26 protein-coding genes, 1 tRNA gene and 1 pseudogene are annotated in these 25,967 nt (G+C 46.0%); 17 read left to right on the top strand and 11 right to left on the bottom strand.

The window, feature by feature from the left end:
* The first annotated feature begins 48 nt into the window (after positions 1 to 48).
* From AOC06_RS05795 to nadB, 14 genes and pseudogenes are all read left to right on the top strand, one after another.
* The gene (locus tag AOC06_RS05795) at positions 49 to 1,155 is read left to right on the top strand and encodes a hypothetical protein (protein WP_215379382.1); all 1,107 of its coding nucleotides are present in this window, start codon (positions 49 to 51) and stop codon (positions 1,153 to 1,155) included.
* Between the two features lie 112 nt (positions 1,156 to 1,267).
* Complete coding sequence (locus AOC06_RS05790; RefSeq protein WP_215379380.1) at positions 1,268 to 2,275, top strand: FAD-dependent oxidoreductase; 1,008 nt, start codon at positions 1,268 to 1,270, stop codon at positions 2,273 to 2,275.
* A 453-nt stretch (positions 2,276 to 2,728) separates the two neighbouring features.
* On the top strand, positions 2,729 to 3,349 hold the full coding sequence (locus tag AOC06_RS05785; RefSeq protein WP_215379378.1) for a hypothetical protein: 621 nt from the start codon (positions 2,729 to 2,731) through the stop codon (positions 3,347 to 3,349).
* Positions 3,350 to 3,422: 73 nt separating this feature from the next.
* Positions 3,423 to 4,659 (top strand): annotated as a pseudogene (locus AOC06_RS05780) (integrase core domain-containing protein).
* A gap of 226 nt (positions 4,660 to 4,885) precedes the next feature.
* Positions 4,886 to 5,665 carry a molybdate ABC transporter substrate-binding protein gene (modA, locus tag AOC06_RS05775; RefSeq protein WP_215379375.1) on the top strand — a complete coding sequence of 260 codons (780 nt, stop codon included), beginning with the start codon at positions 4,886 to 4,888 and terminating at the stop codon, positions 5,663 to 5,665.
* Positions 5,666 to 5,777: 112 nt separating this feature from the next.
* Positions 5,778 to 6,434: a peroxiredoxin gene (locus tag AOC06_RS05770; protein ID WP_215379372.1), complete on the top strand. Its 657-nt coding sequence runs from the start codon at positions 5,778 to 5,780 to the stop codon at positions 6,432 to 6,434.
* A 50-nt stretch (positions 6,435 to 6,484) separates the two neighbouring features.
* The gene (locus tag AOC06_RS05765) at positions 6,485 to 7,153 is read left to right on the top strand and encodes a nucleotidyltransferase family protein (protein ID WP_215379370.1); all 669 of its coding nucleotides are present in this window, start codon (positions 6,485 to 6,487) and stop codon (positions 7,151 to 7,153) included.
* A 23-nt stretch (positions 7,154 to 7,176) separates the two neighbouring features.
* Positions 7,177 to 8,187: an XdhC family protein gene (locus tag AOC06_RS05760; RefSeq protein ID WP_215379369.1), complete on the top strand. Its 1,011-nt coding sequence runs from the start codon at positions 7,177 to 7,179 to the stop codon at positions 8,185 to 8,187.
* 9 nt (positions 8,188 to 8,196) lie between these two features.
* Complete coding sequence (locus AOC06_RS05755) at positions 8,197 to 8,421, top strand: hypothetical protein (protein ID WP_215379367.1); 225 nt, start codon at positions 8,197 to 8,199, stop codon at positions 8,419 to 8,421.
* A gap of 176 nt (positions 8,422 to 8,597) precedes the next feature.
* Entirely contained in the window at positions 8,598 to 10,400 is a 1,803-nt protein-coding gene (locus tag AOC06_RS05750) for an NAD(P)H-dependent oxidoreductase subunit E (RefSeq protein WP_215274875.1), read from the top strand.
* 37 nt (positions 10,401 to 10,437) lie between these two features.
* The gene (gene fdhF / locus AOC06_RS05745; RefSeq protein WP_215346500.1) at positions 10,438 to 13,332 is read left to right on the top strand and encodes a formate dehydrogenase subunit alpha; all 2,895 of its coding nucleotides are present in this window, start codon (positions 10,438 to 10,440) and stop codon (positions 13,330 to 13,332) included.
* A 108-nt stretch (positions 13,333 to 13,440) separates the two neighbouring features.
* Positions 13,441 to 13,668, top strand: coding sequence for a ParD-like family protein (locus AOC06_RS05740; RefSeq protein WP_112204498.1), 228 nt, complete (start codon positions 13,441 to 13,443; stop codon positions 13,666 to 13,668).
* Positions 13,668 to 13,946, top strand: coding sequence for a type II toxin-antitoxin system RelE/ParE family toxin (locus tag AOC06_RS05735; protein WP_112204496.1), 279 nt, complete (start codon positions 13,668 to 13,670; stop codon positions 13,944 to 13,946). The genes AOC06_RS05740 and AOC06_RS05735 overlap by 1 nt, the downstream gene beginning before the upstream one ends.
* A gap of 40 nt (positions 13,947 to 13,986) precedes the next feature.
* Positions 13,987 to 15,633 carry an L-aspartate oxidase gene (gene nadB, locus AOC06_RS05730; RefSeq protein ID WP_215379365.1) on the top strand — a complete coding sequence of 549 codons (1,647 nt, stop codon included), beginning with the start codon at positions 13,987 to 13,989 and terminating at the stop codon, positions 15,631 to 15,633.
* A gap of 11 nt (positions 15,634 to 15,644) precedes the next feature.
* Here nadB and AOC06_RS05725 read toward each other — a convergent pair whose 3' ends face one another.
* The 8 genes from AOC06_RS05725 to pgi all read right to left on the bottom strand — a co-directional run bounded on the left by AOC06_RS05725 (position 15,645) and on the right by pgi (position 21,918).
* Positions 15,645 to 15,953, bottom strand: coding sequence for an addiction module antidote protein (locus AOC06_RS05725; protein ID WP_112204491.1), 309 nt, complete (start codon positions 15,951 to 15,953; stop codon positions 15,645 to 15,647).
* A gap of 8 nt (positions 15,954 to 15,961) precedes the next feature.
* Positions 15,962 to 16,252, bottom strand: a complete 291-nt coding sequence (locus AOC06_RS05720; RefSeq protein ID WP_112204489.1) for a type II toxin-antitoxin system RelE/ParE family toxin — start codon at positions 16,250 to 16,252, stop codon at positions 15,962 to 15,964.
* A gap of 75 nt (positions 16,253 to 16,327) precedes the next feature.
* On the bottom strand, positions 16,328 to 17,182 hold the full coding sequence (gene nadC, locus AOC06_RS05715) for a carboxylating nicotinate-nucleotide diphosphorylase (RefSeq protein WP_215379364.1): 855 nt from the start codon (positions 17,180 to 17,182) through the stop codon (positions 16,328 to 16,330).
* A gap of 6 nt (positions 17,183 to 17,188) precedes the next feature.
* Positions 17,189 to 18,304: a quinolinate synthase NadA gene (gene nadA / locus AOC06_RS05710; protein ID WP_439650653.1), complete on the bottom strand. Its 1,116-nt coding sequence runs from the start codon at positions 18,302 to 18,304 to the stop codon at positions 17,189 to 17,191.
* A gap of 12 nt (positions 18,305 to 18,316) precedes the next feature.
* A complete protein-coding gene (locus AOC06_RS05705; protein WP_215379360.1) occupies positions 18,317 to 19,702 on the bottom strand; it encodes a phosphomannomutase/phosphoglucomutase in 1,386 nt (461 codons plus the stop codon).
* Between the two features lie 17 nt (positions 19,703 to 19,719).
* Positions 19,720 to 20,046 carry a type II toxin-antitoxin system PemK/MazF family toxin gene (locus AOC06_RS05700; protein ID WP_255879896.1) on the bottom strand — a complete coding sequence of 109 codons (327 nt, stop codon included), beginning with the start codon at positions 20,044 to 20,046 and terminating at the stop codon, positions 19,720 to 19,722.
* 41 nt (positions 20,047 to 20,087) lie between these two features.
* Entirely contained in the window at positions 20,088 to 20,348 is a 261-nt protein-coding gene (locus AOC06_RS05695; protein WP_215379357.1) for an AbrB/MazE/SpoVT family DNA-binding domain-containing protein, read from the bottom strand.
* Between the two features lie 85 nt (positions 20,349 to 20,433).
* Positions 20,434 to 21,918, bottom strand: a complete 1,485-nt coding sequence (gene pgi, locus AOC06_RS05690; protein WP_215379355.1) for a glucose-6-phosphate isomerase — start codon at positions 21,916 to 21,918, stop codon at positions 20,434 to 20,436.
* 108 nt (positions 21,919 to 22,026) lie between these two features.
* Between pgi and AOC06_RS05685 the strand changes: the two genes are divergently transcribed.
* Positions 22,027 to 22,116 (top strand) — tRNA-Ser (locus AOC06_RS05685).
* A 37-nt stretch (positions 22,117 to 22,153) separates the two neighbouring features.
* Complete coding sequence (locus tag AOC06_RS05680; RefSeq protein WP_215379353.1) at positions 22,154 to 22,474, top strand: hypothetical protein; 321 nt, start codon at positions 22,154 to 22,156, stop codon at positions 22,472 to 22,474.
* On the opposite strand, the gene hemW is transcribed toward AOC06_RS05680, so the two are convergent.
* Genes hemW through rph form a run of 3 tightly spaced genes read right to left on the bottom strand, consistent with a single transcriptional unit; the run spans position 22,471 to position 24,995 of the window.
* A complete protein-coding gene (gene hemW, locus AOC06_RS05675) occupies positions 22,471 to 23,652 on the bottom strand; it encodes a radical SAM family heme chaperone HemW (RefSeq protein ID WP_215379350.1) in 1,182 nt (393 codons plus the stop codon). The two genes, AOC06_RS05680 and hemW, sit on opposite strands and share 4 nt — an antisense overlap.
* Positions 23,645 to 24,244 carry an RdgB/HAM1 family non-canonical purine NTP pyrophosphatase gene (gene rdgB / locus AOC06_RS05670; protein WP_215379347.1) on the bottom strand — a complete coding sequence of 200 codons (600 nt, stop codon included), beginning with the start codon at positions 24,242 to 24,244 and terminating at the stop codon, positions 23,645 to 23,647. Before rdgB ends, hemW begins: the two co-directional genes overlap by 8 nt.
* Positions 24,245 to 24,254: 10 nt before the next feature.
* A complete protein-coding gene (gene rph, locus AOC06_RS05665) occupies positions 24,255 to 24,995 on the bottom strand; it encodes a ribonuclease PH (protein ID WP_215379345.1) in 741 nt (246 codons plus the stop codon).
* Between the two features lie 41 nt (positions 24,996 to 25,036).
* On the opposite strand from rph, the gene AOC06_RS05660 reads away from it, so the two are divergent.
* The gene (locus AOC06_RS05660; RefSeq protein WP_215379342.1) at positions 25,037 to 25,966 is read left to right on the top strand and encodes a YicC/YloC family endoribonuclease; all 930 of its coding nucleotides are present in this window, start codon (positions 25,037 to 25,039) and stop codon (positions 25,964 to 25,966) included.
* The last annotated feature ends 1 nt before the right edge of the window (position 25,967 follow it).

Here is a 25,967-nt window from a genome sequence, read left to right as displayed (position 1 = left end):
TTGACTTCCAACTCATCAGGGTATGACTCATTGAGGATTTTATTAGAGATGGCCAAGAAAGAGCTATCAGATATTGGCTGTGAATCTTATATATGCAGTTTAAATGAAGATAATTTTGTTGCAAATCTTCAAAAATTACTTCAAGAAAATCAATTTAAATTTGCGCTATGTATGTCGGGTATGGGTTTAGAGTTATTAACTAATGGAAAGTTATTATGGGATGAGCTCAAGCTACCAATATTTAATTGGAATTGTGATCACCCATGTTATTTTCCTAGTAGACATTTAATTCAAAGCAAATATGTATACCATGGGTACGTATTTCCTGATCATGCTAAATATAGTCTGCAGCATATCAATAAAAATGGACTATGTTTTTCACTTCATTTAGGCGCCCCAAAAAATGTATTTAAAGAAATTGATCTGCCACTTTCTAGTAGAGTTGAGCGAATCATTTTTTCTAAGTCATCAGCTAGCCTAGAGAGCTTTGAAAATAAATGGGCGACCTATCCAACTGCTATCAAGCAAATTTTGTTCGAATCTGCTCCTTTACTAAAACATGCCTATGTCGAAGATTTTGTAAAAATCTTGAACGAGGTTTCGGAAAAATATGGGATTTTGATGAATGGGGGTAATAAGCTAACGATGGCCCTTCTAGTAGAGCTAGATTTGTATATTAGAGTTTGGCAGTCAAATATGGTTATGAAATCGTTGAAATCATATCCGGTTGATGTTTATGGAGGTGGCTGGGATCACATCAATTGGGATCAAGCCACGGCTCAATACAAAGGATCAATTAGCTTTCCTGACTATATTGCAAAGCTGCCTAACTATCTAGGATGTTTAAGTTTAAATCCCCTTGTACAGGACTCTGTACATGACAGGGTATTTTTTGGAATTGCAGCTGGTGTCCCACCTATTTATAACAATAATCGATTTAGCATTAAGAATTTATCAAAACTTAGATCGTTAGGTTTTAATCTATCAGAAGAATCAATTCAAATGGCAGCAGATAACTTGTTATCTAATAGATCTGATGCTATTGAGGCAACAATATTAGCAAGAAATGAGTTAGGTGAGAAATATTCGATGCACACCGCAATGACTCAAATGCTTCATATTGCAGACCTAAATGCTTTCAATGAATTAGTCTAAAACCATTTAGAAAGTGCTTTTTATATAGTTTTTACAACTTGTATTAAAAATTAACTTTTACTTTATAAAAGAATGAGATTATTACTTGTTACAAGTAAGCTGATATAAAAAAATGAACATATTAATTATTGGGGCAGGCTTCTCTGGTGCCGTTATCGCAAGAGAGTTGGCGGATCAAGGCCATAAAATTACTGTTATAGAAAAAAGAAATCACATAGGCGGCAATGCGTACGATTTTCTTAATGAGCATGGGATTCGCCAGCATTTATATGGCCCACACTTATTTCATACATCTAATCAAGAAGTGGTTGATTGGCTTTCACGCTTTACAGAATGGACCCCTTATTTCCATAAAGTTAAAGCAATGCTTTCTTCTGGCCAATTAGTAACTCTTCCAGTAAATCAAGAAACCATAGAGATTGTTGGTGAAAAAAATATTCTAGACATTTTTTTTAGACCGTATTCCAAAAAAATGTGGGGTCTAAACCTTGAGGAAATTGATGCGGAAATATTAAATCGAGTGCCCATACGCAATGATCAAAATGAATTATATTTTCCAGATGATAAATTTCAGGGTTTGCCATCTAAGGGGTATACAAACCTGTTTGTTAATATATTTGACCACCCTCAAATTAAGGTTTTGTTAAATAAACCGTATAGCAATGGCATTGAGGCAGCATTTGACTTTATTTTTAATTCGATGCCTATTGATGAATTTTTTGACTATTCCTGCGGCGTTCTTCCTTATAGATCAATCAAGTTTCACAACTTTACTTTGCCGATTCCTCGTTTATTCCCAGTATCTGTAGTGAACTTTACACATTCTGAGCCTTATACAAGAGTGACTGAATGGAAAAATTTACCCAATCATGGTGATTCACAGTCGCACACATCGTTGACCATCGAAGAGCCCTGCGACTTTACTGAAAATAATTATGAAAGGTACTATCCAGTCAAGGATGTGCTTGGGGCCAATAGAAAGATCTATAAACTTTATGAGGGTCTAGTACCTCACAATATGGAATTTATTGGTAGATGTGGTTTGTATGCTTATATGGATATGCATCAAGCTATAAATTCAGCCCTTAAAACAGTAAAACGATTTTCAGAACGAAATTAATAAAGTCCAGGGCGCCTATATTCTATAGGGAGATGACAAAGCCTGAGTCTAAATGTATCAACTTACTGAACACTTCAAAATCTATTAAAAATCATGCTCCTGATAGCGTTAAATCAGGGGTATTTTTTTCGACTTATTGAACACTCATTTTGTTCTCATCGTGAACAAATATTTCCCTGATTTTTATTAAATGTGCAAGTGCGTAAATGCCACGAAACCCATGTAGGTATTGACAAATAGGCTGTTTTTTGCTACAATAGTCTCATAGTAATAGATGTAATCGTGCTTCCCATAAGAGTGCTCCAATGCCCTCCGAAACCACGAAGTAGTGACAACTAAAAACTCTAAAAAAGTCACTTTTTAAGTAAATCGAATTAAGCAAAATTTGTTAATCCTTCATTGGATCGTTACTTCCTTCGCTCAAAATTTATCAACGAATTAAAGGAGATTGATATGGGTACAGCTTTGGTTACAACTAATAAGAGTATTGCAGATGAATATGTTCGTAGATATCAGCAATCGACTAAAAACGCTATTGAGGGTATTTTGAATATGGGCGAGGCAGTCTACGAGATTTATACAAAATTTAAGATAGGAGAGATTCCTGAGGATGATTTGAAGTATTTCTGTAAGTCTGTCAATTTAGACTCCAAGGGTTCATCTTTTAGAAAATACAAGGCAATTGGTAGAAATGCCAATAAATTTAGACTGTATATGGATAAGTTGCCATCATCATTCTCAGTGCTTTATGAAATGGCAACTTTAGATGCTGACGACTTTGAGAGATTTGTGGTGAGAAGTGCTTTTTCTAAGGAGATAACACTTGAGCATCTTAAGAAAATGATGAATAAGTCCTCTGTTCTTGCTAAAAACAAATTGCTAAATCCACCGTCTTTGAGATCTAAACCACTTGCCCTATCAAGGGTTATCAATAAGATAAACAGGTTTGAAATCAGTATTGTTCGTGATTTGCCTAAATCAGATTTTGATCGGGTGGTAGAGACACTATCTGAATATAGGAATAAAGGATGGATTCGCTTTGAGGATCCTGAGATCACAGAATCTCTAAATTGAACTGACCTGATTTTTAGTACCACTCCAGAAGAGAGGATTTTTGATAATCTCTCACCTTAAAGGAGTGCTAAATATGGCAAAAGGCCAACGTCTTAAACCCGAGCAAATCGTCACCTTATTGCGTCAAATCGATGTCCTGACAACGAACGGCAAAACCCTAGCCCAGGCCTGTAAAGAAGTGGGAACGGTAGAGCAAAGCTACTATCGTTGGCGCAAGATTTATGGCGGCATGTCCCTAAAGGGATTCCCTGCGGTCAAAGTTGATCAAGCTCGTAAGTACAAAGATCTAGAACTGGAAAATACCCGACTCAAGAAGCTCGTAGCGGACTTATCGCTACGAGAAGTCATGCTTAAGGAAGTCATTAAGGGAAACTTCTAAGCTTACGACCAGCGGAAGTCCCTTCAGGGACTAGGCGTAAAAATGCAGCGCAGCTGCTCATGGACCAGCATTCTATCTCTGAGCGGACTGCCTGCAGTTTAGTGGGGCTATCTAGAGCAGCGTATCGCTATATGCCATTGCCTAGAGATGACGAAGAGCCCCTTAGAGCCGAAGTCATCCGCATGGCCAGCACCTATGGCCGTTACGGTTATAGATTTATTGCGGGCATGATGCGTAACGCTGGTTGGGGGCAAGCGACTACCGCCAAGGTTGCTCGCATCTGGCGGCAAGAAGGCCTAAAGATCCCACAAAAGCAACCTCCTAGAGGCAGACTCTGGTTTAACGATGGCAGCTGTATGAGGTTGCGAGCTACTCATACCAATCATGTTTGGAGTTATGTCCCATAGGGATTTCCTTCGGTCACTTTGTCTTTATCAGGGACGCTTATGGTGGCAAGATCCGGATGCTGACCATGATTGTCCCTAAAGGGATTTCCTTTGGTCATGAGTTCAGTAGAAAGTGTTTAACGATCCACTGCGCTAGACGAATTGGCTCAATCCAAGTGATTGAACAACTGGCCAACGCCATGATTACTCACGGCATCCCCGAGCACATCCGAAGTGATAATGGCCCAGAATTTATTGCTAAAGAGCTGCGTAGTTGGTTATCTGGCATTGGAGTAAAGACAGCCTACATTGAACCGGGCAGCCCTTGGGAGAATGGCTTTTGTGAAAGCTTTAACGGCACCTTTAGAGACAATCTTTTGGATGGGGAGATCTTCTATAGCTTAAAAGAAGCCCAGATCATCGTGGGGGAGTGGGTTAAGCATTACAACCATGTCAGGCCGCATAGCGCTTTAGGTTACAGACCACCAGCACCCCAAACCCAAGTACCCCAAATAATACAAAATCAACCCATGTTGCTGCAATGATTTACTATAGAAAAACTCTCTTTGGTAGTGGACCTAAATTGACAGCAGTTCATTAAGACGATTGATAAAAAGTTATTACTTAAGTAATATCAAATTTAATTATTAAAAACAGGGATTTGAGGTTGTCTAAAGCCTATAACCATGTATCAGTTAGTCTAAAGCCATACATGGGCTCTATTCGACGCCCCTTCCGCCACATTCAATTAATCAGACCCCCTAAGCTTCCATGAAATCTTTTTTGATCGGCAAGTGCTTAGGGGTTTTGTCTTTTTGCTTACTGCTAAGTAATCCCATATCAGCACAAACCACTTCGGTAGCCGTCGCTGCTAATCTGAAAGATGCATTTGCTGCGATTAACAGTGCATTCATTGCTAGCGGCAAACCAGAAATGCGAATCACCTACGGCTCATCCGGTAACTTTGCCTCTCAAATCATGAATGGCGCTCCATTCAATGTCTTCATTTCTGCAGATGAAAGTTATCCACTTGAGCTTTATAGAAATGGCAAGACAGTCGATGCAGGTAAAGTCTATGCCATTGGTAAGTTAGTGATGTTGACCAAGAACTCTAGTGGCATCAAACTCAATACAGATAAAACTGAGCTAGCAAGAGTCATTGCTAAGGCCAATAAGATTGCGATTGCTAAGCCCGAGCTTGCACCTTATGGCAGAGCGGCAGTGGAGTATCTCAAGGCAGTAGGTCTTTGGGATGTTGCGAAAGATAAACTGGTCTATGCAGACAATATTGGCATGGCAACGATGTTTGTCTCGACTGGTGCCGCCGATCTGGGTTTTACCGCCTTATCACTCGCCAAGTCGCCTGAGCTTGTAAAAGATACGAGTTATCTAGTGCTTGAGGAAACCTCATATACCCCAATTAAACAAAGAATGGTCTTGATTAAGGGTGCGCCGCCAGAGGCCAGCGATCTTTACCAATTTATGCAATCTACTCAGGCAAGACAGATTCTGATCCAAAATGGCTATAGTCTGCCTGGTAATCAACCATAGGCCTTACTCAGACTTGTATGATTTATTAATCTAAAGGTATAAGCAAAGCGGCATGAAGCGCTTTTCAATTTATAGTAAAGTGAATTTTTAGTATTTGTGACCTGGAGATCGTATGTCCCTCAGAATTAATGATATTGCCCCAAACTTCAAAGCCAAGACTACCCATGGCGAGATCGACTTCCATCACTGGATCGGCGATTCTTATGCGATTTTGTTTTCTCATCCAAAAGATTTCACGCCGGTATGTACCACTGAATTGGGTTATATGGCGAAGATCGAGGAAGAGTTCACTAAGCGCAATACCAAGCTGATTGGTTTGTCGATTGATCCAGTTGAAAACCATAGTGGCTGGGCAAAAGATATTGAAGAGACCCAAGGCCATGCAGTCAAGTACCCCATGATTGGTGATACGGATTTAGCCGTTGCTAAGTTGTACAACATGTTGCCAGCGGGTGACGTGGCTTCTGATGGCAGAACTGCGGCAACAAATGCTACCGTGCGATCGGTATTCATTGTTGGTCCTGATAAGAAGATTAAGCTGACCATGACTTACCCAATGACTACTGGTCGTAACTTTAATGAGATTCTGCGCGCACTCGATTCGATTCAGTTGACTGCCAAACATAAAGTTGCTACACCTGTGAACTGGAATCATGGTGACGATGTCATCATCGCGGGCTCTGTTTCGGATGAGGATGCGAAGACTCTGTTTCCTGAGGGATGGAAAGCGCCAAAGCCTTATTTACGAATTGTGAAGCAGCCTAAGTAAGCATCCAATAACAGCCCGCTTTGGGCTGTTTTACTATCCACTCGGACCTCATGACCCAAAGTAAGCCTTATGCCCAGATTCGAGTCTGCGCCGTATTACTGGCTGCAGGCGAGGGTAGTCGGATGGGCAATATCCCGAAGTGCCTTATTCAGCTTGATGGCCAGACACTGTTGCAAAGACAGCTGATTGCTTTAACAGAGGCCGGCGTTGATGCAGTCGTGGTAGTGAGTGGTCATCACCATCTGGCTGTAGAGCGCGAGCTGGAGACATTAAAGGTGCTATATCCAATGCGAGTGATACGAAATACGCATGCGGATAAGGGGCAAGCTACATCAGTCCGAGTAGGGATAGAAACCTTGGGGAGTGATTTTGATGCAGTGATCATGGCACTGTCTGATCAGCCCTTCATTGACTCTCAAGATATCAAAGCGTTGATTGCCACTTTCAAGAAAAGAACTACTGGCGAGATTATTTTGCCAATGTTTAATGGGCAACGAGGCAACCCTATTATGTTGAGTGGTTCTGTCATGAAAACCATTTTGGCGTCCGGAGCAGAAATGGTGTGCCGTAATTTTATGGATCAACATCCTGAGTTGGTCTATCAGTGGCAAACTCAAAACGATCACTACGTGGTAGACCTGGATACACCCGAAGATCTCAAAACACTCTCTACAAAGATGGGCCTGATCTTCAGTCTCCCGAATTCCAATAGCGTCTAGAAATCGGATTATTATTTCCTGCTATGGAAAATCTAGACCTCATCGTATTGAGAGCACTGCTTGATTGGAGACGCGCCGGTAAAAAAGCGCTGCTAGCAACTGTAGTGAGAACCTGGGGTTCATCCCCTCGGCCCGTGGGATCAATCATGGCCTTATGCGAAGATGGAAGCGTGGTTGGTAGTGTCTCAGGTGGTTGCATTGAGGATGATCTGATTCGGAACTACAGTGGGCTTCAGCATTTTCCGCTCGACCAGCAAAGTGCACCCCAATTTCTTAAATATGGTGTGACAGCAGATGAGGCCCATCGTTTTGGTTTACCTTGTGGCGGCACTCTAGAGATCCTGCTTGAGTTCAATGTCGATATAGAACCATTAGCAAAACTCATCAACGAGTTAACTGATGGCAAGCTGGTTGCGCGTGAGACGGAACTCAAAACAGGTACAGTCACTTTGAAGGTGATTGCTCAGCCTGAAGCGCTGTCAATTAATGAGACGGTACTCAGTAACACCTTTGGACCTGAATACCGCATGCTCATTATCGGTGCCGGTCAGCTATCAGAGTATCTGGCAACCATGGCCTTATTTAATGGCTTTAGCGTGACCATCTGTGATCCCCGTGAAGAGTACCGTAGCAGCTGGAAGCTCCCTGGTATAACGCTCAGCTCAGAGATGCCCGATGATCTAGTTCAAGAGATGAAGCTCGACAGTCGCAGTTGTGTGGTCGCCCTAACCCATGACCCCAAGTTAGATGACCTTGCCTTATTAGATGCTTTGCAAACCGAAGCCTTTTATGTTGGTGCGATTGGTTCACGCAGAAATAGCGATGCTAGACGCCAAAGGATGATTGAGCATTTTGGACACTCTGAAGAGTCCATTGCTAAACTCAAAGGCCCGGTAGGAATTTACATTGGTAGCAAGACGCCCCCAGAGGTAGCGGTGAGCGTGATGGCTGAAATATTGGCAGTCAAGAATGGAGTCACTCTGCCACAGTCCTCACAAGTCAGTTATGCAAAAGACATCTTTAATTTCGAGTAGACTTTGCCTATGAAGACATTCTCAGTTCGCCTCCTCATATTGACCCCTCTAGCTTTGTGCCTTTGTTTAGGCGCTTGCGGCACGGTGGAATCTGCCGCTAAAGAGGATTGCACCTCGATTGGTTGGCAAGTCGGCTCACCCGGCTATGACCGTTGTTTCAAAGATCGGGTTAATGAGCGAAATATCGACTATTCCAATCCCCCGGGTGACCAGCCAAGACCTTCTCTGCTTTAAGGGTTAACCCTAGTTTTTATGGCTCATCTTTTGGCAGCAATAAAGATGAAGGCCACAAAAAAATGCCAATTCTGACAAACCTGTCACATATCGGCAATAATTCGCATATGCACAGCAATTTTTGTGAAAAATCGCGAAAATTGCGCCACAAATTAATTTATTAAAGACCGCACAATATGAATCATCCAAAGCCCTCTGACGCAGTCAAAGCCGTCGCCATTGCAACGGCCGATGATCTAAGAGAAACCATTCGCCGCAAAAGTAAATTGAAGGGCCGTCAAGCCGACGACAGTTCTTTGCAAGAGGTACGGATGTTGATTGGCAATGCACCACATCGCCGCGATCTTTTAATTGAATACCTCCATAAGCTCAACGATGAATATCGTGCCTTGCATGATCGTCATCTGACCGCTCTTGCTAAAGAGATGAATATTCCAATGTCGGAAGTCTACGAAGTTGCGACTTTCTATCATCACTTTGAAGTCGTACGTGGAGATGATCCAGTAGCTGATATCACCGTACGTGTTTGTGACGGTGTTTCTTGTGAATTAGCAGGGGCTAAAAATCTCCTTGAAAAATTGCCTAGCCTTTTAGGCAACCCCAAAGTGAAGGTCATTCCAGCGCCTTGCGTGGGTCGCTGTGAGCAAGCTCCTATCGCAGTTGTACATCAACATCCGGTCTTATTTGCAACTCTGGACAAAATCACTGCTGCCGTGAAAAACGATATGGTCACACAGCCAATGGCGCGTGATGATGCTCAATTTGATCCTGCAGCGTTGGCGGAGAAGAGCGTTTCTCCAAAAGGAGCCGATCAATTGCTGTCGCCAAACTATGTAGGCTTTGAGGCTTACAAGGCTAAAGGTGGTTATGTACTAGCTAAAGAAGTTGCTGAAGGTAAGCACAGCATTGAGAGCGTAATTAAGGCCATGGAAAACTCAGGCCTGCGCGGTCTTGGTGGCGCTGGTTTCCCAGCGGGTCGTAAGTGGCGCATTGTGAAAGATTATCCAGCCCCAAGATTGATGGCAGTAAACATCGACGAAGGTGAGCCCGGAACATTTAAGGACCGCACTTATTTAGAGCGCGATCCCCATCGCTTCCTAGAAGGTTTATTGGTAGCGGCGCAAGTCGTCGGAATTGATGCTTGCTATATCTACCTGCGCGATGAATATCATGGTTGCAGAGAATTGCTCGAAGCCGAGCTGGAGAAGCTTAAAGCCAATCCGCCTTGCAAGTTGCCATTAATTGAATTGCGTCGTGGCGCTGGTGCATACATCTGCGGTGAAGAATCCGCCATGATCGAGAGTATTGAAGGTAAACGTGGTGAGCCACGGATGCGTCCTCCATACATTGCTCAAATTGGTTTATTTGGTCGCCCAACCCTTGAGCACAATATGGAAACCCTCTACTGGGTGCGCGATATTGTGCAACGTGGCCCTGATTGGTTCAGTGCCTTTGGTTTAAACGGGCGTAAAGGTTTGCGCAGCTTTAGCGTCAGCGGACGCGTGAACTACCCTGGTGTCAAATTGGCTCCAGCTGGTATCACGATTCAGCAACTGATTGATGATTACTGTGGCGGTATGCAAGACGGTCACACTTTCTATGGTTACTTGCCTGGCGGCGCATCGGGCGGTATCTTGCCAGCCACTATGAATGACATTCCACTCGACTTTGACACCTTGCAACCTTATGGTTGCTTCATTGGTTCCGCTGCAGTAGTGGTGTTTAGTGATAAAGATCGTGCACGTGATGTAGCTCTTAATGTGATGCGCTTCTTCGAACACGAGAGCTGTGGTCAATGTACGCCTTGCCGCGTTGGAACTGGTAAAGCAGCCCAACTCATGGAAGCCAAATCCTGGGATCAAAGTACTTTAGAAGATCTCGCTACGGTGATGGTCGATGCTTCGATCTGTGGTTTAGGTCAAGCGGCCCCCAATCCAATTCGTTGCACTAATAAATATTTCCCGAATGAAGTCGCATAAGGAAGTTACTTAAAGAAAAAACGGGAAGAGACAGAATATGAACGCACCAACCAATCCAAAAGAACTCCAACTACAAACCGTCGAGTTCAAGCTCGACGGCCAGACCATCGTTTCATACGAAGGTGAGACCATTCTCAAAGCGGCTAAGCGCCACGGCATTGATATTCCCCATCTGTGCTTTAAAGATGGCTATCGCGCAGACGGTAACTGCCGTGCTTGCGTTGTCGAAATTAATGGCGAGCGCACCTTGGCCCCTAGCTGCTGCCGCAGTGCAACTGCTGGCATGGAAGTCAAGGCCAAAAGTGAGCGCGCAGTCAAGAGTCAAAAACTGGTTTTGGAGATGTTGCTCTCCGATATGCCGGACGAAGGATTTAAATGGGTAGGAGACACTCCCGCAGAGGAGCAAAAGCAGCAGCACGGTGAACTCAGTACTTGGGCTACCCGGATGGACGTGACAGTACGTCCTGAACTCAAGGCGATCCGCCGTGAGCAGGTGGGTGCGGATTACTCACACCCAGCGATGGCAGTCAATCTGGATGCCTGTATTCAATGTAATCGTTGCGTGCGTGCTTGTCGCGAAGAGCAGGTTAATGATGTGATTGGTTATGCCAATCGTGGTCACCATAGTGAGATCGTATTTGACTTGAATGACCCTATGGGTGATAGTACCTGCGTGGGTTGCGGAGAGTGTGTGCAGGCTTGCCCAACTGGTGCATTGATGCCTAAGGGTTTGATTGGCTCACAAACCGTCGATGCGAAGGTGGATTCAGTCTGTCCATTCTGTGGCGTCGGTTGCCAGATTACCTATAACGTTAAAGATGACAAGATCGTCAGCGTAGAGGGTCGTGATGGCCCAGCCAACCACGAGCGTCTTTGCGTTAAAGGACGCTTTGGCATGGACTACATTCATAGTCCTCAGCGTTTAACTAAGCCGCTGATTCGTAAAGCAGGCGTACCTAAAGATGAAACTGCGACTCAAGATCCACAGAACTGGTCAGAGATCTTCCGTGAAGCCACCTGGGAAGAGGCCTTAGCCTTTGCATCCGGCGGCCTCAAGAAACTTAAAGACCAATACGGTAATAAAGTATTGGCAGGATTTGGTTCTGCAAAGGGTAGTAACGAAGAGGCCTATCTTTTCCAAAAATTAGTGCGTACTGGATTCGGTAGCAATAACGTCGACCATTGCACACGCTTATGCCATGCGTCCTCAGTGGCTGCTTTGCTGGAAGGTGTTGGTTCTGGCGCGGTTAGCAACCAGGTGAATGATGTTGAGCATTCAACCATGATTTTGTTGATTGGCTCAAACCCAACTGCAAACCACCCAGTGGCAGCAACGTGGTTTAAGAATGCCGCCAAACGCGGCGCTAAGATTGTTCTGGCTGATCCCCGTATGACCGAGATCAGCAAACACGCTTGGCGGAAGTTGCAATTCAAGCCGGATACTGATGTGGCGATGCTCAATGCCATGATTTACACGATCATTGAAGAAGGCTTAGTGGATCAAAAATTCTTGAATGATCGCGCTAATAACTACGAAGCCCTCAAAGAAAACATCAAGGGTTACAGCCCAGAAGCAATGGCTCCAATTTGTGGCATTCCACCAGAACTCTTGCGTGAAGTGGCCCGTGAGTTCGCAACGACGAAGTCAGCCATGATTCTGTGGGGTATGGGTATTAGCCAGCACGTTCACGGCACCGATAACGCCCGTTGCTTAATTGCTTTGGTCAGTATTACCGGTCAGATTGGTAAGCCAGGCTCTGGCTTGCATCCACTGCGTGGTCAAAACAATGTGCAGGGTGCGAGTGATGCTGGCTTGATCCCCATGATGTTCCCGAACTATCAGCGGGTTGATAACGAAGCCGCGCACACTTGGTTCGAGAAGTTCTGGGACACTCCATTAGATAAGAAGCCTGGTTATACCGTGGTTGAGATCATGCACAAGATTACTGCGCCTGATAGCGATCCAGATAAGATTCGCGGCATGTATGTCGAGGGTGAGAACCCTGCGATGAGCGATCCTGATTTGAATCATGCCCGTCATGCTTTGGCTTCTTTAGAGCATTTAGTTGTACAAGACATTTTCATGACTGAGACAGCCTTGCTTGCGGACGTAGTTCTGCCAGCTAGCGCTTGGCCTGAGAAGGTGGGTACGGTTAGCAATACTGACCGTATGGTGCAGATGGGTAAAAAAGCAATCAATCCTCCCGGCGATGCTAAGCCGGATTTGTGGATCATTCAGGAAATTGCTAAAGGCATGGGCTTGAACTGGAACTATCAAGGTCCTGATGCGGGTGTGGCTGAAGTTTATGAAGAAATGCGTCAAGCAATGCACGCAGCGATTAGCGGCATTACTTGGGATCGTTTGGAGCGTGAGTCCAGCGTGACTTATCCATGCTTAACTCCGGAAGATCCAGGTCGTCCAATCGTATTTGATGATGCCTTTGCAACCGCTGATGGAAAAGTGAAGCTTGTCCCTGCAGATATCATTCCTGCGAACGAGCGTCCTGATGCGGACTATCCATTTGTGTTGATTACGGGTCGTCAATTAGAGCATTGGCATACCGGCAGTATGACGCGCCGTGCCACTGTATTGGATGCGATTGAGCCTATGGCTACCGTCTCCATGAATGGTGAAGATATGACTCAGCTTGGCGTTTCTGCAGGTGATGTGATTACCGTTCAGTCTCGACGTGGTGAAGTCGGTATTCACGTGCGTAGAGATGATGGCACACCACGCGGCGTTGTCTTCATTCCATTTGCTTACTATGAAGCAGCTGCGAATATGATGACCAATCCGGCTTTGGATCCTGTAGGTAAGATTCCAGAATTCAAGTACTGCGCTGTCAAGCTGGTGAAAGGCGGTAAGGCTGCAGTCGTTCTGGGTTATGGTACCAACGATCCTGAGCGTCAGACGGTAGTGGCAACGTCTTAATTAGCCGCCACATTGAAAGAGCCGCCTACGGGCGGTTTTTTCGTTTAAAGACCCTTATTTCTGTATTACTACTTTTGTAGTAAAATGAGCTTATCGATAGGAGGTCTTATGGGAATGCCAGTACGAATAGAAGACGACTTGTATGAGTTAGCGAAATCAGAGGCTAAGTCTGAGCATCGAACAATTGCAGGTCAAATAGAGTTTTGGGCCAAGGTTGGTCGCGCGGCTATAGATAATCCTGACCTCCCGGTCGGATTTATTACTGAGGCCTTAGCATCACTTGCAGAGCCTAGGGAGTACGGAACACCATTTATTCCAAGATCTAGGAAGGTTTAATGGCTCACTCGGTGATCCAGATGCGCCGCTTCGCCAGGCAGTATAAGAAGCTAAATGATAATGTCGCAAAAGATGTTGATAAAGCAATAGATCAGATTGCAAATCAACCATCATTAGGCGAAAAGAAAAAAGGCGAATTGGCTGATCTGCGAGTCTATAAATTTAAAAGTAAATCTCAGCTATTTCTACTGGGTTACTCGGTTAATAATGGACTCAGACTAATATATCTTGAGGCCATAGGTCCTCATGAAAACTTTTATAGAGACCTCAAAAGGTAGTTCAACGCACTTTCCAATAGACCTATAGAATTAAGCCCTTATGGCCAGTGCTCAACCCTCTTCAAAAAATCCTTCTACTCAAGCTGAGTTACCCGTTCTGATTATCGGAGCAGGTCTTGCAGGCTTAACTGTGGCCTTACATATGGCTGAGTCTCAGCCCGTGATCGTGATGGCAAAGCGCGGCTTAGGTGAAGCGGCAACGGCATGGGCACAAGGCGGTATCGTGGGCGTAGTGGATAAAGAGCACGACAGTATTGACTCCCACGTAGCCGATACCTTAGATGCTGGTGCCGGCCTGGTGGTGGAATCTACCGCGCGCTACATCGCAGAGGAAAGCGCTAAGGCAATTGAGTGGTTGGTAGAACAAGGCGTTCCTTTCACTGCTGATGAGGCCGGCCCCATGGGCTTGCATCTGACTCGCGAGGGGGGTCACAGCCATCGTCGTATTGCGCACGCAGCAGATGCTACGGGTAAAGCGATTCATGAAGTCTTGCTAGATAAAGCACGAGCACATACCAATATTCAATTACTAGAGCATTGGATAGCCCTAGATCTCATTACTAATCGCCAGCTAGACCCAAAGACAGTTCGCAATAAACCCAATCGTTGCTATGGAGTCTATGCGCTTGATATTAAGAATAATCGTGTAGAAACGATTGCTGCTAAATCAGTAGTCCTAGCAACTGGTGGAGTAGGTAAGGTCTACCGTTACACCAGTAACCCAGATACTGCTACTGGTGATGGTATTGCCATGGCTTGGCGCGCGGGTTGCCGAGTAGGTAATATGGAATTTATTCAGTTTCATCCAACGTGTTTGTATCACCCGAGCGATCGCACCTTTTTGATTACCGAAGCGATGCGGGGAGAGGGCGGCCTATTGAAGCTACCAAGTGGCGAGCGCTTCATGCCTGAGCACGATGAGCGTAATGAATTAGCCCCGCGTGATATCGTCGCTCGTGCTATCGACTTTGAAATGAAAAAGCATGGCCTTGACTATGTACATCTCGATGCAACCCATCTGGGCGCAGATTTCATTAAAGAACACTTTCCCATGATCTATGCCCGTTGCTTAACACTGGGCCTAGATATCACCAAAGAACCGATTCCGGTAGTGCCGGCAGCACATTACACCTGTGGTGGTGTGGTAACTGATCTTAAAGGGCGCACCGATTTGCCAGGACTTTATTCTGTGGGTGAGGCAACCTATACCGGCCTGCACGGCGCTAATCGTCTGGCCAGCAACTCACTACTAGAGTGTGTGGTGATTGGTAAAGCTGCTGCACAAGATATCTCGGAAATGAAGAACGTTAATCTTCCTAATTTACCCTTGTGGGATGAGAGTCAGGTTGATGATGCTGATGAGCAAGTCGTCATTGCCCATAACTGGGATGAGCTGCGTTCTCTGATGTGGAACTATGTTGGAATCGTGAGAACCAACCGTCGCCTAGAGAGAGCGCTACACCGTATTAAGTTATTACGCTACGAAGTACAAGAGTATTACGCTAACTTCAAAGTATCGAGAGACTTAATCGAACTGCGCAATCTGCTCGAGTGCGCAGAATTGATTGTCAGATCTGCTCTGATGAGAAGAGAGAGCAGGGGTCTGCATTACAGCCGTGATTACCCAGGTACTTGGGCGGTTTCGTATCCAACGATTTTGACCCCTCAAGCACAAGACTCTGAGTAGATTAAGTCAAGTTAAGCACGAGCTTTACTAGTGGGTTTTGTATGTAGGCTCAGACCAAGAGCTGCCAGCACCTTTAATACAGTATCAAACCCCGGTATTCGATCGCCAGACAAGGCTTTGTAAAGGCTTTCCCTTGAGAGCCCGGATTCCTTAGCTACCTGAGCCATTCCTTTTGCGCGCGCTATATCACCAAGCGCTCTTGCTATAAACGCCGCATCCCCATTGGATTCTTCAATACATGCTTGTAGATAAAGCGCCATTTCCTTTGGGGTACGTAAGTGCTCCACTACATCATAAGGACTGATAATTGTCTTTTTCATCTCATTGCCTATATGTTTTTGGCTAAATATTTTGCAATCTGAATATCTTTAACCTGAGTTCTTTTATTGCCCCCGATAAGTAATAGATACATCACATTCTCATGTTGTGTGTAATAAATCCTGTAGCCAGGCCCAAAATCAATCTTCATCTCAAAGACTTTACTGCCAACGGATTTTGTATTTCCTGGGTTTCCTTCGGCTAAACGTTTAATTCTGGCTTGAATTTTTGCTCTTCCCATCAAATCATGAAGAGAGTCTAGCCACGCTTTAAATTCTTCGGTTTTCCTTATTTCGAGCATGCATTAATGTAGCCAATAGGATACATTAAATCTGTAGGAATGTACGTAATTTAGATGGGAGCTTACTGAAAAAACTTAAAGAATCCGCATCGAGAAATCGACTGCAGCTATATCTTTCGTTAACTTTCCTAAAGAGATACGGTCTACACCAGTGGCAGCAATCTCCCGAATCTGTTCAAGATCAATGCCACCTGAGGCTTCCAGTAATGCGCGGCCATGATTAATCGAGACGGCCAATTTCATCTGAATGGGATTGAAGTTATCTAGCAGAATACTTTTGGCTCCAGCAGCTAAGGCTTCATCGAGCTCAGCTAAGTTCTCCACTTCAATCTGAATATCCACACCCGCATTCAGAGCGGCAGCAGCCTGAAGGGCTGCAGTGATGCTACCTGCGGCGGCGATGTGATTCTCTTTAATCAAAATGCCGTGCCATAAGGCAAGTCGTTGATTTTGGCCACCACCTACTCGGACAGCGTACTTCTGGGCCTGACGTAAGCCGGGAATAGTCTTGCGAGTATCCAGCACAGCACAGCCATTAGGATTAGGGCTCACACCGGCAATCGCATTGACGTACTCACGGGTGAGAGTAGCAGTAGCCGATAAAGTTTGTAAGAAATTAATACAGGGGCGCTCAGCAGACAGCAAAGCTTGAGAGCCTGCTTCAATATCGCATACCAAAGTATCGGGCGCCATTTCATCGCCTTCGAGGTAATGCCAGGTAATCTTAGCTGAAGGATCTAATCTCTTGAGCGCGCCTTCAAACCAATCAACCCCACACAGAACTGCCTGCTCACGGACGAGCAGTTGGGCATGCACCTTTTTTTGGGGAACCAGTTTGGCGGTCCAGTCACAAACGCCAATATCTTCCGTCAGTGCATCGGTAATGTTGCGTTGACGCGCTTGCTCTAAGGTTTCGTTGTGATCAAACATACCGAATTAGGCTGCACCAATATTTTTGACAAAACCATGCTGGGCTTTGGCAAGTAAATCAGGATGATTTTGCGTAAAGGCGAGCATGCGCTCAATACAAGCTAGGGCCTCAGAGCGGGTGGGCTCTGGAACCAGAATCTCACCAGAATGTTTCTCTAAGCAATCCAGAATTCCCTGAAGACCATTCATGGCCATCCAAGGGCAGTGAGCACAGCTTTTGCAGGTTGCGCTGTTGCCGGCAGTGGGTGCTTCAATGAGTTTCTTATGGGGCGCCAGTTGACGCATGCGATGCAAGATGCCGTTATCAGTGGCCACAATGTATTCAGCAGTGCTACCTTCGACGACGGCTTTAATCATGGCTGAAGTTGAACCCACGACATCCGCTAAATCAACAACAGCCTGGGGTGATTCAGGATGAACGAGAACCATGGCATTCGGATGTTTGGCTTTTAAAGTCGCTAACTCCTCAGCCCGGAACTCATCGTGGACGATACAGGCACCATTCCAAAGGAGCATGTCAGCTCCAGTTTGTTCCTGAATATATCTACCCAAGTGGCGATCGGGCGCCCACAGTATTTTTTTACCTTCAAGTTTGAGTTGATGCACGATCGCTAAAGCGCAGGAACTGGTGACCATCCAATCGGCTTGGGCTTTAACCGCAGCGCTGGTATTGGCATAAACAACCACTACACGATCGGGATGTTTTGCTCTAAAGGCAGCAAACTCATCAGCAGGGCAACCTAAATCGAGAGAGCAGGTGGCATCTAAGTCAGGCATGAAGATACGTTTCTCAGGACTGAGGATCTTCGCAGTCTCACCCATAAAACGCACGCCAGCTACGATCAAATTCTTGGCAGAATGGTTCTTGCCAAAGCGAGCCATCTCAAGCGAATCCGCTACATAGCCACCAGTGGCCATCGCCAGATCTTGAATATCGCCATCAACGTAATAGTGAGCGACCAGTGCAGCATCTTTCTCCACCAATAGTTGCTTAATTCTCTCAATCACAGCTGCTTTGGGCGCGCCATCTAGATGGGGAGGCGTTTTAGCCCAAGCCTGAGCAATACAGGTGGCACCAGAAGCATCCTGCTGGGGGTAATCAAAGGAAATGGGTGAGTTCAAATTGGTTCTCAATTAAAACGGCAACTTAGCATCTGGCTTGACAGCCAAGAGCACAGCCTTAAATTCTGCCTGAATACGAGCAATCGCTTCCTCAGTATCTGCTTCAAAACGCATCACAACAACTGGGGTAGTGTTTGATGGTCTAGCTAAGCCAAAACCATCTGGGTATTCAACTCGTACACCATCGATTGTGTTGATGGATTCTGAAGTGGGGAACTTGGCATTCGCTTTAATCACCTCGAGTAATGCAAATGGCTCACCTTCGGCGCAGGCCAGTTGCAACTCAGGGGTACAAATGGCATTTGGCAGATTGTTTAAAGTTTGATTCGGATCTTTTTCTTTAGACAGAATCTCAAGCAGACGTGCACCTGTATAAAGACCGTCATCAAACCCAAACCAACGATCCTTGAAGAAGATATGGCCTGACATTTCGCCGGCGAGTGGGGCGCCTGTTTCTTTGAGTTTGGCTTTCACTAAAGAGTGACCCGTTTTCCACATCAGGGGCTCGCCACCATGTTGCTTAACCCAGGTAGCTAGGTTGCGAGTGCACTTCACGTCGTAAATAATCTGCCCACCAGGATTTCGAGAGAGAACATCCTTGGCAAATAACATCATTTGACGGTCAGGGAAAATCACTTGACCATCTTTAGTAACCACGCCCAAACGATCGGCATCGCCATCAAAAGCGAGACCGAGTTCATTATCAGTAGTCTGTAAGTTCTTAATCAGATCTTCTAGGTTCTCGATATGGGCTGGATCCGGGTGGTGATTTGGAAAGTGACCATCAACCTCGCAAAAGAGCTCTTGCACTTCACAGCCCAAAGCGCGGAATAATTGACCAGCAAATGCGCCACCAACACCATTGCCGCAATCAACTGCAATCTTCATTGGACGAGCCAGTTTCACATCACCAACAATATGCTTGAGGTACATCGGGAAGATGTCAAAGGTAGAGCGAGTGCCTTGACCTGTTGCAAACTCCTTGTTCTCAATGCGCTTGCGTAGTTTCTGAATCTGCTCGCCATAAATCGCAGCGCCACCGAGCACCATCTTGAAGCCGTTGTAATTGGGCGGGTTGTGACTGCCAGTAATCATTACGCCAGACTTAGGTTTCTTGCCATCGATGGTTTGGTTGGCTGCAAAGTACACCATTGGGGTGGCAACCATTCCGAGGTCGATCACATTCATACCAGTCGAGAGCAGACCTTCTGTTAAGGCGGCAATTAAGCTAGGGCCAGATAGGCGACCATCACGACCAATCACGACCTCAGTCTCACCGAGTTCACGCATCTCAGTACCAAGTGCTTGGCCAATCAGTTTGGCAATCGATGGATCTAGAGTCTCATCAATGATGCCGCGAATATCATAAGCCTTGAAGATAGAAGGGGAGAGTTGCACTTGAATTCCTAGTTGTATTAGTGAGAGATCTCAATGATCGAATTTAGCCCTTCGCAAGCCTCTTGAAAAAGGGCTGTTGGCAAGGTCTTCCAAGGGTGAGGTCTTGCAGATCGTTGACGCCAATCAAAGGATTTAGGTTGGTGAGTCAAAATATATACGGGCTCGCCGCGGCCAACAGAATACTTAATGGCAAACGGATTAGCTTCATTGGATTTCGCATGCGTCATTGGAAGGCCAATAAGAATGCCAGTTTTTTCATTAAATGCTTTTGGTGAAATCACAAGCATCGGGTGCTCATTCTTCATTTCCTTACCTGATTGTGGATTAAAGTTAATCCATATCATGTCTCTACGTTCAGGCACCCAAGCTTTCAATTTTTCCACCATTAAATAATTTCTTTCCCAATGGGTTTTGATGGCATCACTTCGCCGCCATGTTGCTCAGGGTCAAATGCCTTGAGTTTTTGACTAAGGCTGAGTTTAGGTTTGCCGACAATACGAAGGAGTACTCCGTTCTTGACCACCTCTACAGAAATGGGGACGCCTTGGGACAAATGGGCTGCTTTAGCTACTGGAGAAGTAATCCTAACGCCTAAGCCGTTACCCCACTCCTGTACTGTTTGCTCAACTTTGAGAGCTGGAGCCATATTTACCCCCTTAAATAATGTTTATACAAGTTTAAACAACGGCAGACATCATGTCAATCTGATCGGGTAGATGCCCTGTCAAGACTTAAGAATTTAACAAGCGAATACGGGCTGCAGTGACGTCATCAATACTGTCACCCGCTTCAATGGCATCTGAACCACTGGCCAATGCCTGCTCAATTGGTTTGGCCAGGACCTTCCCAAACTCAACACCAGGCTGGTCAAAACTGTTGATATTCCAAAGGGCGCCTAGAGTGACGGTGCGATTTTCATAGAGAGCTAGTAGTGCGCCAAGATAGAAGGCATTGAGCTCAGGTAGTAATAGGAGATTGCTCGGACGCTTGCCTGGATAGACATTGTTTGGATTTTTGGCTTCCTTGCCGTGCGCTAAGGCTTGCGCTTGTGCTAAACAATTAGAGAGCAGGATGCGGTGATGGGCCACCGCCTCAGGGCGATCGCTCATGGGTTTACGAACCGCAATGAAGTCAATTGGAATGATCTCTGTTCCCTGGTGGAAGAGTTGGAAGTAGGAGTGCTGAGCATTGCTGCCTGAGCTACCAAATACCACCGGTGATGAAAACTTGACCGCCTTACCGTCACGCCCAACACTCTTGCCATTACTTTCCATATCAAGTTGTTGTAACCATCTTGGAAACCAATCCAAAGCATCAGCGTAAGGAATTGCAGCAAAGGCTTTGATGTCATGTTTCTCTTGCTGATGTAACAGTGCGAGCGCCATGATCACAGGGAGATTTTCTTCTAGCGGCGTATTCTTAAAATGTAAATCCATTGCATGTGCGCCAGCTAAGAAATCTTGGAAAGTCTTAAAGCCATACTGCAGAGCAATTGGGAGGCCGACCGCCGACCAAACGGAATAGCGACCGCCCACCCAATCCCAAAATGGATAGATATTGTCTTCTTCAACCCCGAAAGCCTCAGCGGCAGCAACGTTGGCTGTGACTGCAAACAAGGAGTGTGCAATTTGTCCGCTAGTGCAATTGTTATCTTTGAGCCAAGCAACAACTGCTTTGGCATTCATGGTGGTCTCTAAAGTCGTGAAGGACTTTGAAACAATAATGACTCGAGTGCTGTTGGGTTGAGCTCGTTGCAAAATGCGAGCCAGCTCCGCAGTATCAATATTGGACAAGAAATGCATACGCATGCCGCGGCTCTGAAGTCCTGGCACGTGAGAGAGAGCCTCAATGGCCAAGCGAGGTCCGAAGTCTGAGCCCCCAATACCAATATGAATCACATCGGTAACACCAGCCCATTGATTACAGAGGCTATCAATACGGCGCCAGACATCGCTGACTGCGGGCATGACATCTTGGCCATCCAATAGAACGGGGGATTTGGATAAATTACGCAGGGCAGAGTGCAAGGCGGCGCGACCCTCGCTGGCATTGACATGCTTGCCGGCAAAGAGATCGGCGATCAATTGCTCTAAGCCAGCTTTGCGAGATTGTGCAAAAAGACCTATCCATGCTTGATCATCAATACCCTGATAGGCAGTATCTAAAATGACATCAACTGCAGTATGGATGGTATTTGAGGCGTCTTTAAGGGGCATAAATCGATTTTATCAATACGGGGTGACCAAAGCCCTAAATGTCTGAAAATACGCCGATTTAGGCAGGATTGGGTAAAAGTTCTTTATAATTCGCCACTTCACTGCGAAGGAAGAGTGGCAGAGCGGTTGAATGCACCAGTCTTGAAAACTGGCGAGGATGAAAGTCCTCCGTGAGTTCGAATCTCACCTCTTCCGCCAAAATCTGCATCAATTTAAATAGCGTCTCTAGGATCACATGAATCGATTGACTCAGCAACTTTCAAGATTGTCCTTATTTGCTGGTTTGATACTCATGACCTTACCCAGCTTCGCTCAAAATACCGTAATGCCTGCTTTATCCCCTGAGGAATTAAAACAGTTTAATTCTCAGCCTTTGTCGCCAAAGATTTCAGTACCTCAATTGGATGGCACTCAAACTGGCCCCACTCGCAATGGGCGTATGAATCAAAAAATGCAGGCCCCATCTGGCGCCCAGCCCGCTGGAGAACAAGAAGCTGAGGGATTGGAGGGGGATGGAAGCGTACCGCTGAGCCCTCAGATCACCAAAAGCTTCTAAGTTAAAAAGATCTCCTGTAAGTTATTCAAGTAGCGATACCCTTGCTCGCTGGCTCTTAGGAGTGTGGGATTGGGATCTAGCAAGCCTTTATCACTTGCTTCTATCAGTTCTTTGCTGATCATGCTTAGAGGCAGTCCAGTTCTCTCGCTGAATGTCGCAGTCTGAACTCCATCGCTCAGGCGCAATACATTGAGCATGAATTCGAATGGCAGATCCTCTGTAGCAATCTCACGCGCTTCAATCAATGCATGACCTTGGGTCTCCATTGCCTTCATATATTGCTCAGGATGCTTTTCTCTTAACTGACGTGTGACCTTATCTGGGAAAGAGATCTTTCCATGCGCCCCAGCACCAATGCCAATGTAATCGCCAAAGCGCCAGTAGTTCAGGTTGTGTTTGCATTCCTGACCCTTCTTGGCATACGCTGAAACTTCGTAGCGTCGATATCCTGCCTTTGTCAGTAAGGCTAAATTTTGCTCGAAGATGGCGTCAATGATCTCTTCACTTGGGAGTTGCGGTGGAAAGCTTGCGAAGTAGGTATTGGGTTCTAGTGTGAGGTTATATAGCGATACATGTGGAGTATTAAATGAAAGCGCAGTTTCGATATCGTTTCGGGCTTGCTCGAGCGTTTGCTTTGGCAAGCCATACATCAAATCCAGATTGACAGATTTAAAGTGCTGCAAAGCAATTTCAATTGCAGCTTTAGCTTCTTTTCCATTATGAATTCGGCCCAAAGCTTTGAGCTGTTCATCACCAAAACTCTGAATACCTAAAGAAACCCGATTGATACCCGCTTGCGCAAAGGCGGCAAACTTTTCTGCTTCGACCGAGCCAGGATTGGCTTCCATCGTAATTTCTGCATCGGGCTCAAGGTTGATGCGGGCTCTCACATCCGAGAGTAGCTCTTGCATACCGGCCCCAGAAAGCAGGCTTGGTGTCCCACCACCGATGAAGATGCTGTGTACTTGTCTACCCCAAATGCGTGGGAGTTCAGTTTCTAAATCTGTAATGAGCGCTTTGATATAACGCGCTTCATCGAAGCCACTTCTTCCTTCTTTAATCTGATGGGAATTAAAGTCGCAGTAAGGGCACTTTCGTTCACACCAAGGAAAGTGAATATATAAAGCCAGCGGCGGGAGCGCTGTGAACTGGGGGCGCAACAGTATTGAGCTAGACACGCTGATCCAGCTTGATTAACTCAGCGAGAAGCATTCTTAATGCTTGACCGCGATGACTAAATGCATTCTTGTCACTGGGTGAGAGCTCTGCAGCGGTTTTGCCTAATTCAGGAATATAAAAGTAGGGGTCGTAGCCAAAACCGTGATCCCCTCTGGGGATGTCGATGAACTCACCATCCCAATGGGCTTCTACTCTGATGGGGTTTGAATCATCGGCACTTTGCAGCAGCACGAGAGCGCACACATAATAAGCACTGCGATCAGTTTGATTAGCAAGAGCTGCTAGCAATTTTTGGTTATTGTCGGCATCGTTAGCATGCTCACCTGCATAACGCGCAGAACGAACACCCGGAGCGCCATGCAATGCATTCAAGCAAATACCAGAGTCGTCTGCTAAAGCAGGCAGTCCACTGAGTTGACTCGCATGACGGGCTTTTGCTAAGGCATTTTCCAGAAAGGTGTCAAAGGGTTCTTCCGCAGCTGGAATATCTAATTGTCCCTGAGGGATGATTTCAAACTCAAAGGGCGCCAATAATTCTGAAAACTCTTTCAGTTTCCCAGCATTATTTGAGGCAAGAACCAGTTTTTGCATTACGAATGAATTACTTGAGGGCTTGGGTTTGCAGTTTGCTTAATTCCTGAATGCCTTGCTCGGCTAAATCCAATAGCTCAATCAGTTCAGCGCGCGAGAATGCAGCTCCCTCGGCAGTACCCTGAATCTCAATCATGCCGCCTTTGCCCGTCATCACAACATTCATATCGGTATCGCAGGAGGAGTCTTCTGGGTAATCTAGATCCAGTACTGGTTGACCTTGATAGATGCCAACCGAAATCGCTGCCACACTATCAATGATGGGATCTTGCTTCAAGATGTCAGCTCTTAAAAGATGGTTGACAGCATCGCGGGCTGCAACATAAGCGCCAGTAATCGCTGCGGTACGTGTACCGCCATCGGCTTGCAAAACATCGCAATCTAAATGAATCGTGCGTTCACCCAAAATCTCGAGATTAAAAACACTGCGCATGGCACGCCCAATCAAACGTTGAATCTCTTGAGTGCGACCGGTTTGTTTCCCTCGGGCGGCTTCACGATCGCTGCGTGTATGGGTGGAGCGGGGAAGCATGCCGTATTCAGCGGTAACCCAACCTTCACCAGACCCTTTTTTGTGCGGGGGCACTCGCTCTAAGACGCTAGCAGTGCATAGGACTTTGGTATCCCCAAAAGCAATGAGGACTGATCCCTCAGCATGCTTGGTAAATGAGCGAGTAATGGATACCTCACGCAATTGCTGAGGGGCGCGACCGCTGGGGCGGCTGATAGGGGTCTGGTTTTTGGTATTCATATTCTTTAGTCCTGAGAGATAGATCAATCTACAATGTCCATATGATATCGAGCATGACCGGTTATGGCAGCGCTTCTCGCCAAGTTTCCTTGGGCGCAGGGGTAGTTGCTGATCTGCAAATGGAGTGTCGGGCGGTCAATAGCCGTTTTTTAGACCTCGGATTTCGTTTGCCGGATGAATGCAGGGCTGCCGAGCCAGCCCTCAGAGAAATGGTTACCCAAAGTTTGGGTCGGGGTAAGGTCGAATTTAGGGCGGCCTGGCGCATTAACTCAAATGGCGCAGGTGCGAGTAAACCTAACCCCCATGCCTTAGGCGCCATCAATCAAGATGCTCTTGATGCCTTGTATAGTCTCCAAGAAAAAGTTCAAGCAGGCTTTCCGCAAGCCGAACCCATGAGCGTTGCTGAAGTATTGCGCTGGTCAGGGGTACTATCTGAACCACGCGGGGATGAAGATAGCTGGTTGGTCGCTACTGCTGAAGCTGGCAGGGCTGCATTAACTGCCCTCATGGAGAGTCGTGCTGCCGAGGGTCAGGCCCTAGTTAAGGTGCTCCTGAATATCACCCAAAAGATGCGCGAGATTGTCGCCAAAATTGAGCCCCTGATCCCGGGCTACGTAGCACAGTATCAAGAAAAGCTCACAGAGCGTTTATCAGAAGCCTTGGCTGCACAAGCCCAAGCTAAAAGTGGCATAGAGTTGATGGAGCGGATTCGGCAGGAGGTAGTCTTGTATGCCGTTCGTATTGATGTGGCCGAAGAGTTTGCGCGTTTGAAAACCCATCTACAAGCAGTTGATTCGGCATTGGCGGGTAAGGGACCCGTTGGTAAGCGCTTGGATTTTTTAATGCAAGAACTCAATCGGGAAGCCAATACTCTGAGCTCCAAATCAGTGGCTGAAGAGTGCACTCAAGCTGCTCTTGAGCTGAAGCTCTTGATCGAGCAAATGCGCGAGCAAGTCCAGAATTTAGAGTAAG

The sequence above is a fragment of the Polynucleobacter paludilacus genome, assembly GCF_018687595.1.
GTDB classification, from domain to species: Bacteria; Pseudomonadota; Gammaproteobacteria; order Burkholderiales; family Burkholderiaceae; genus Polynucleobacter; species Polynucleobacter paludilacus.
The sequence above is the reverse complement of the archived record's forward strand: the minus strand, read 5'-3'. Positions and strand labels throughout refer to the sequence as shown.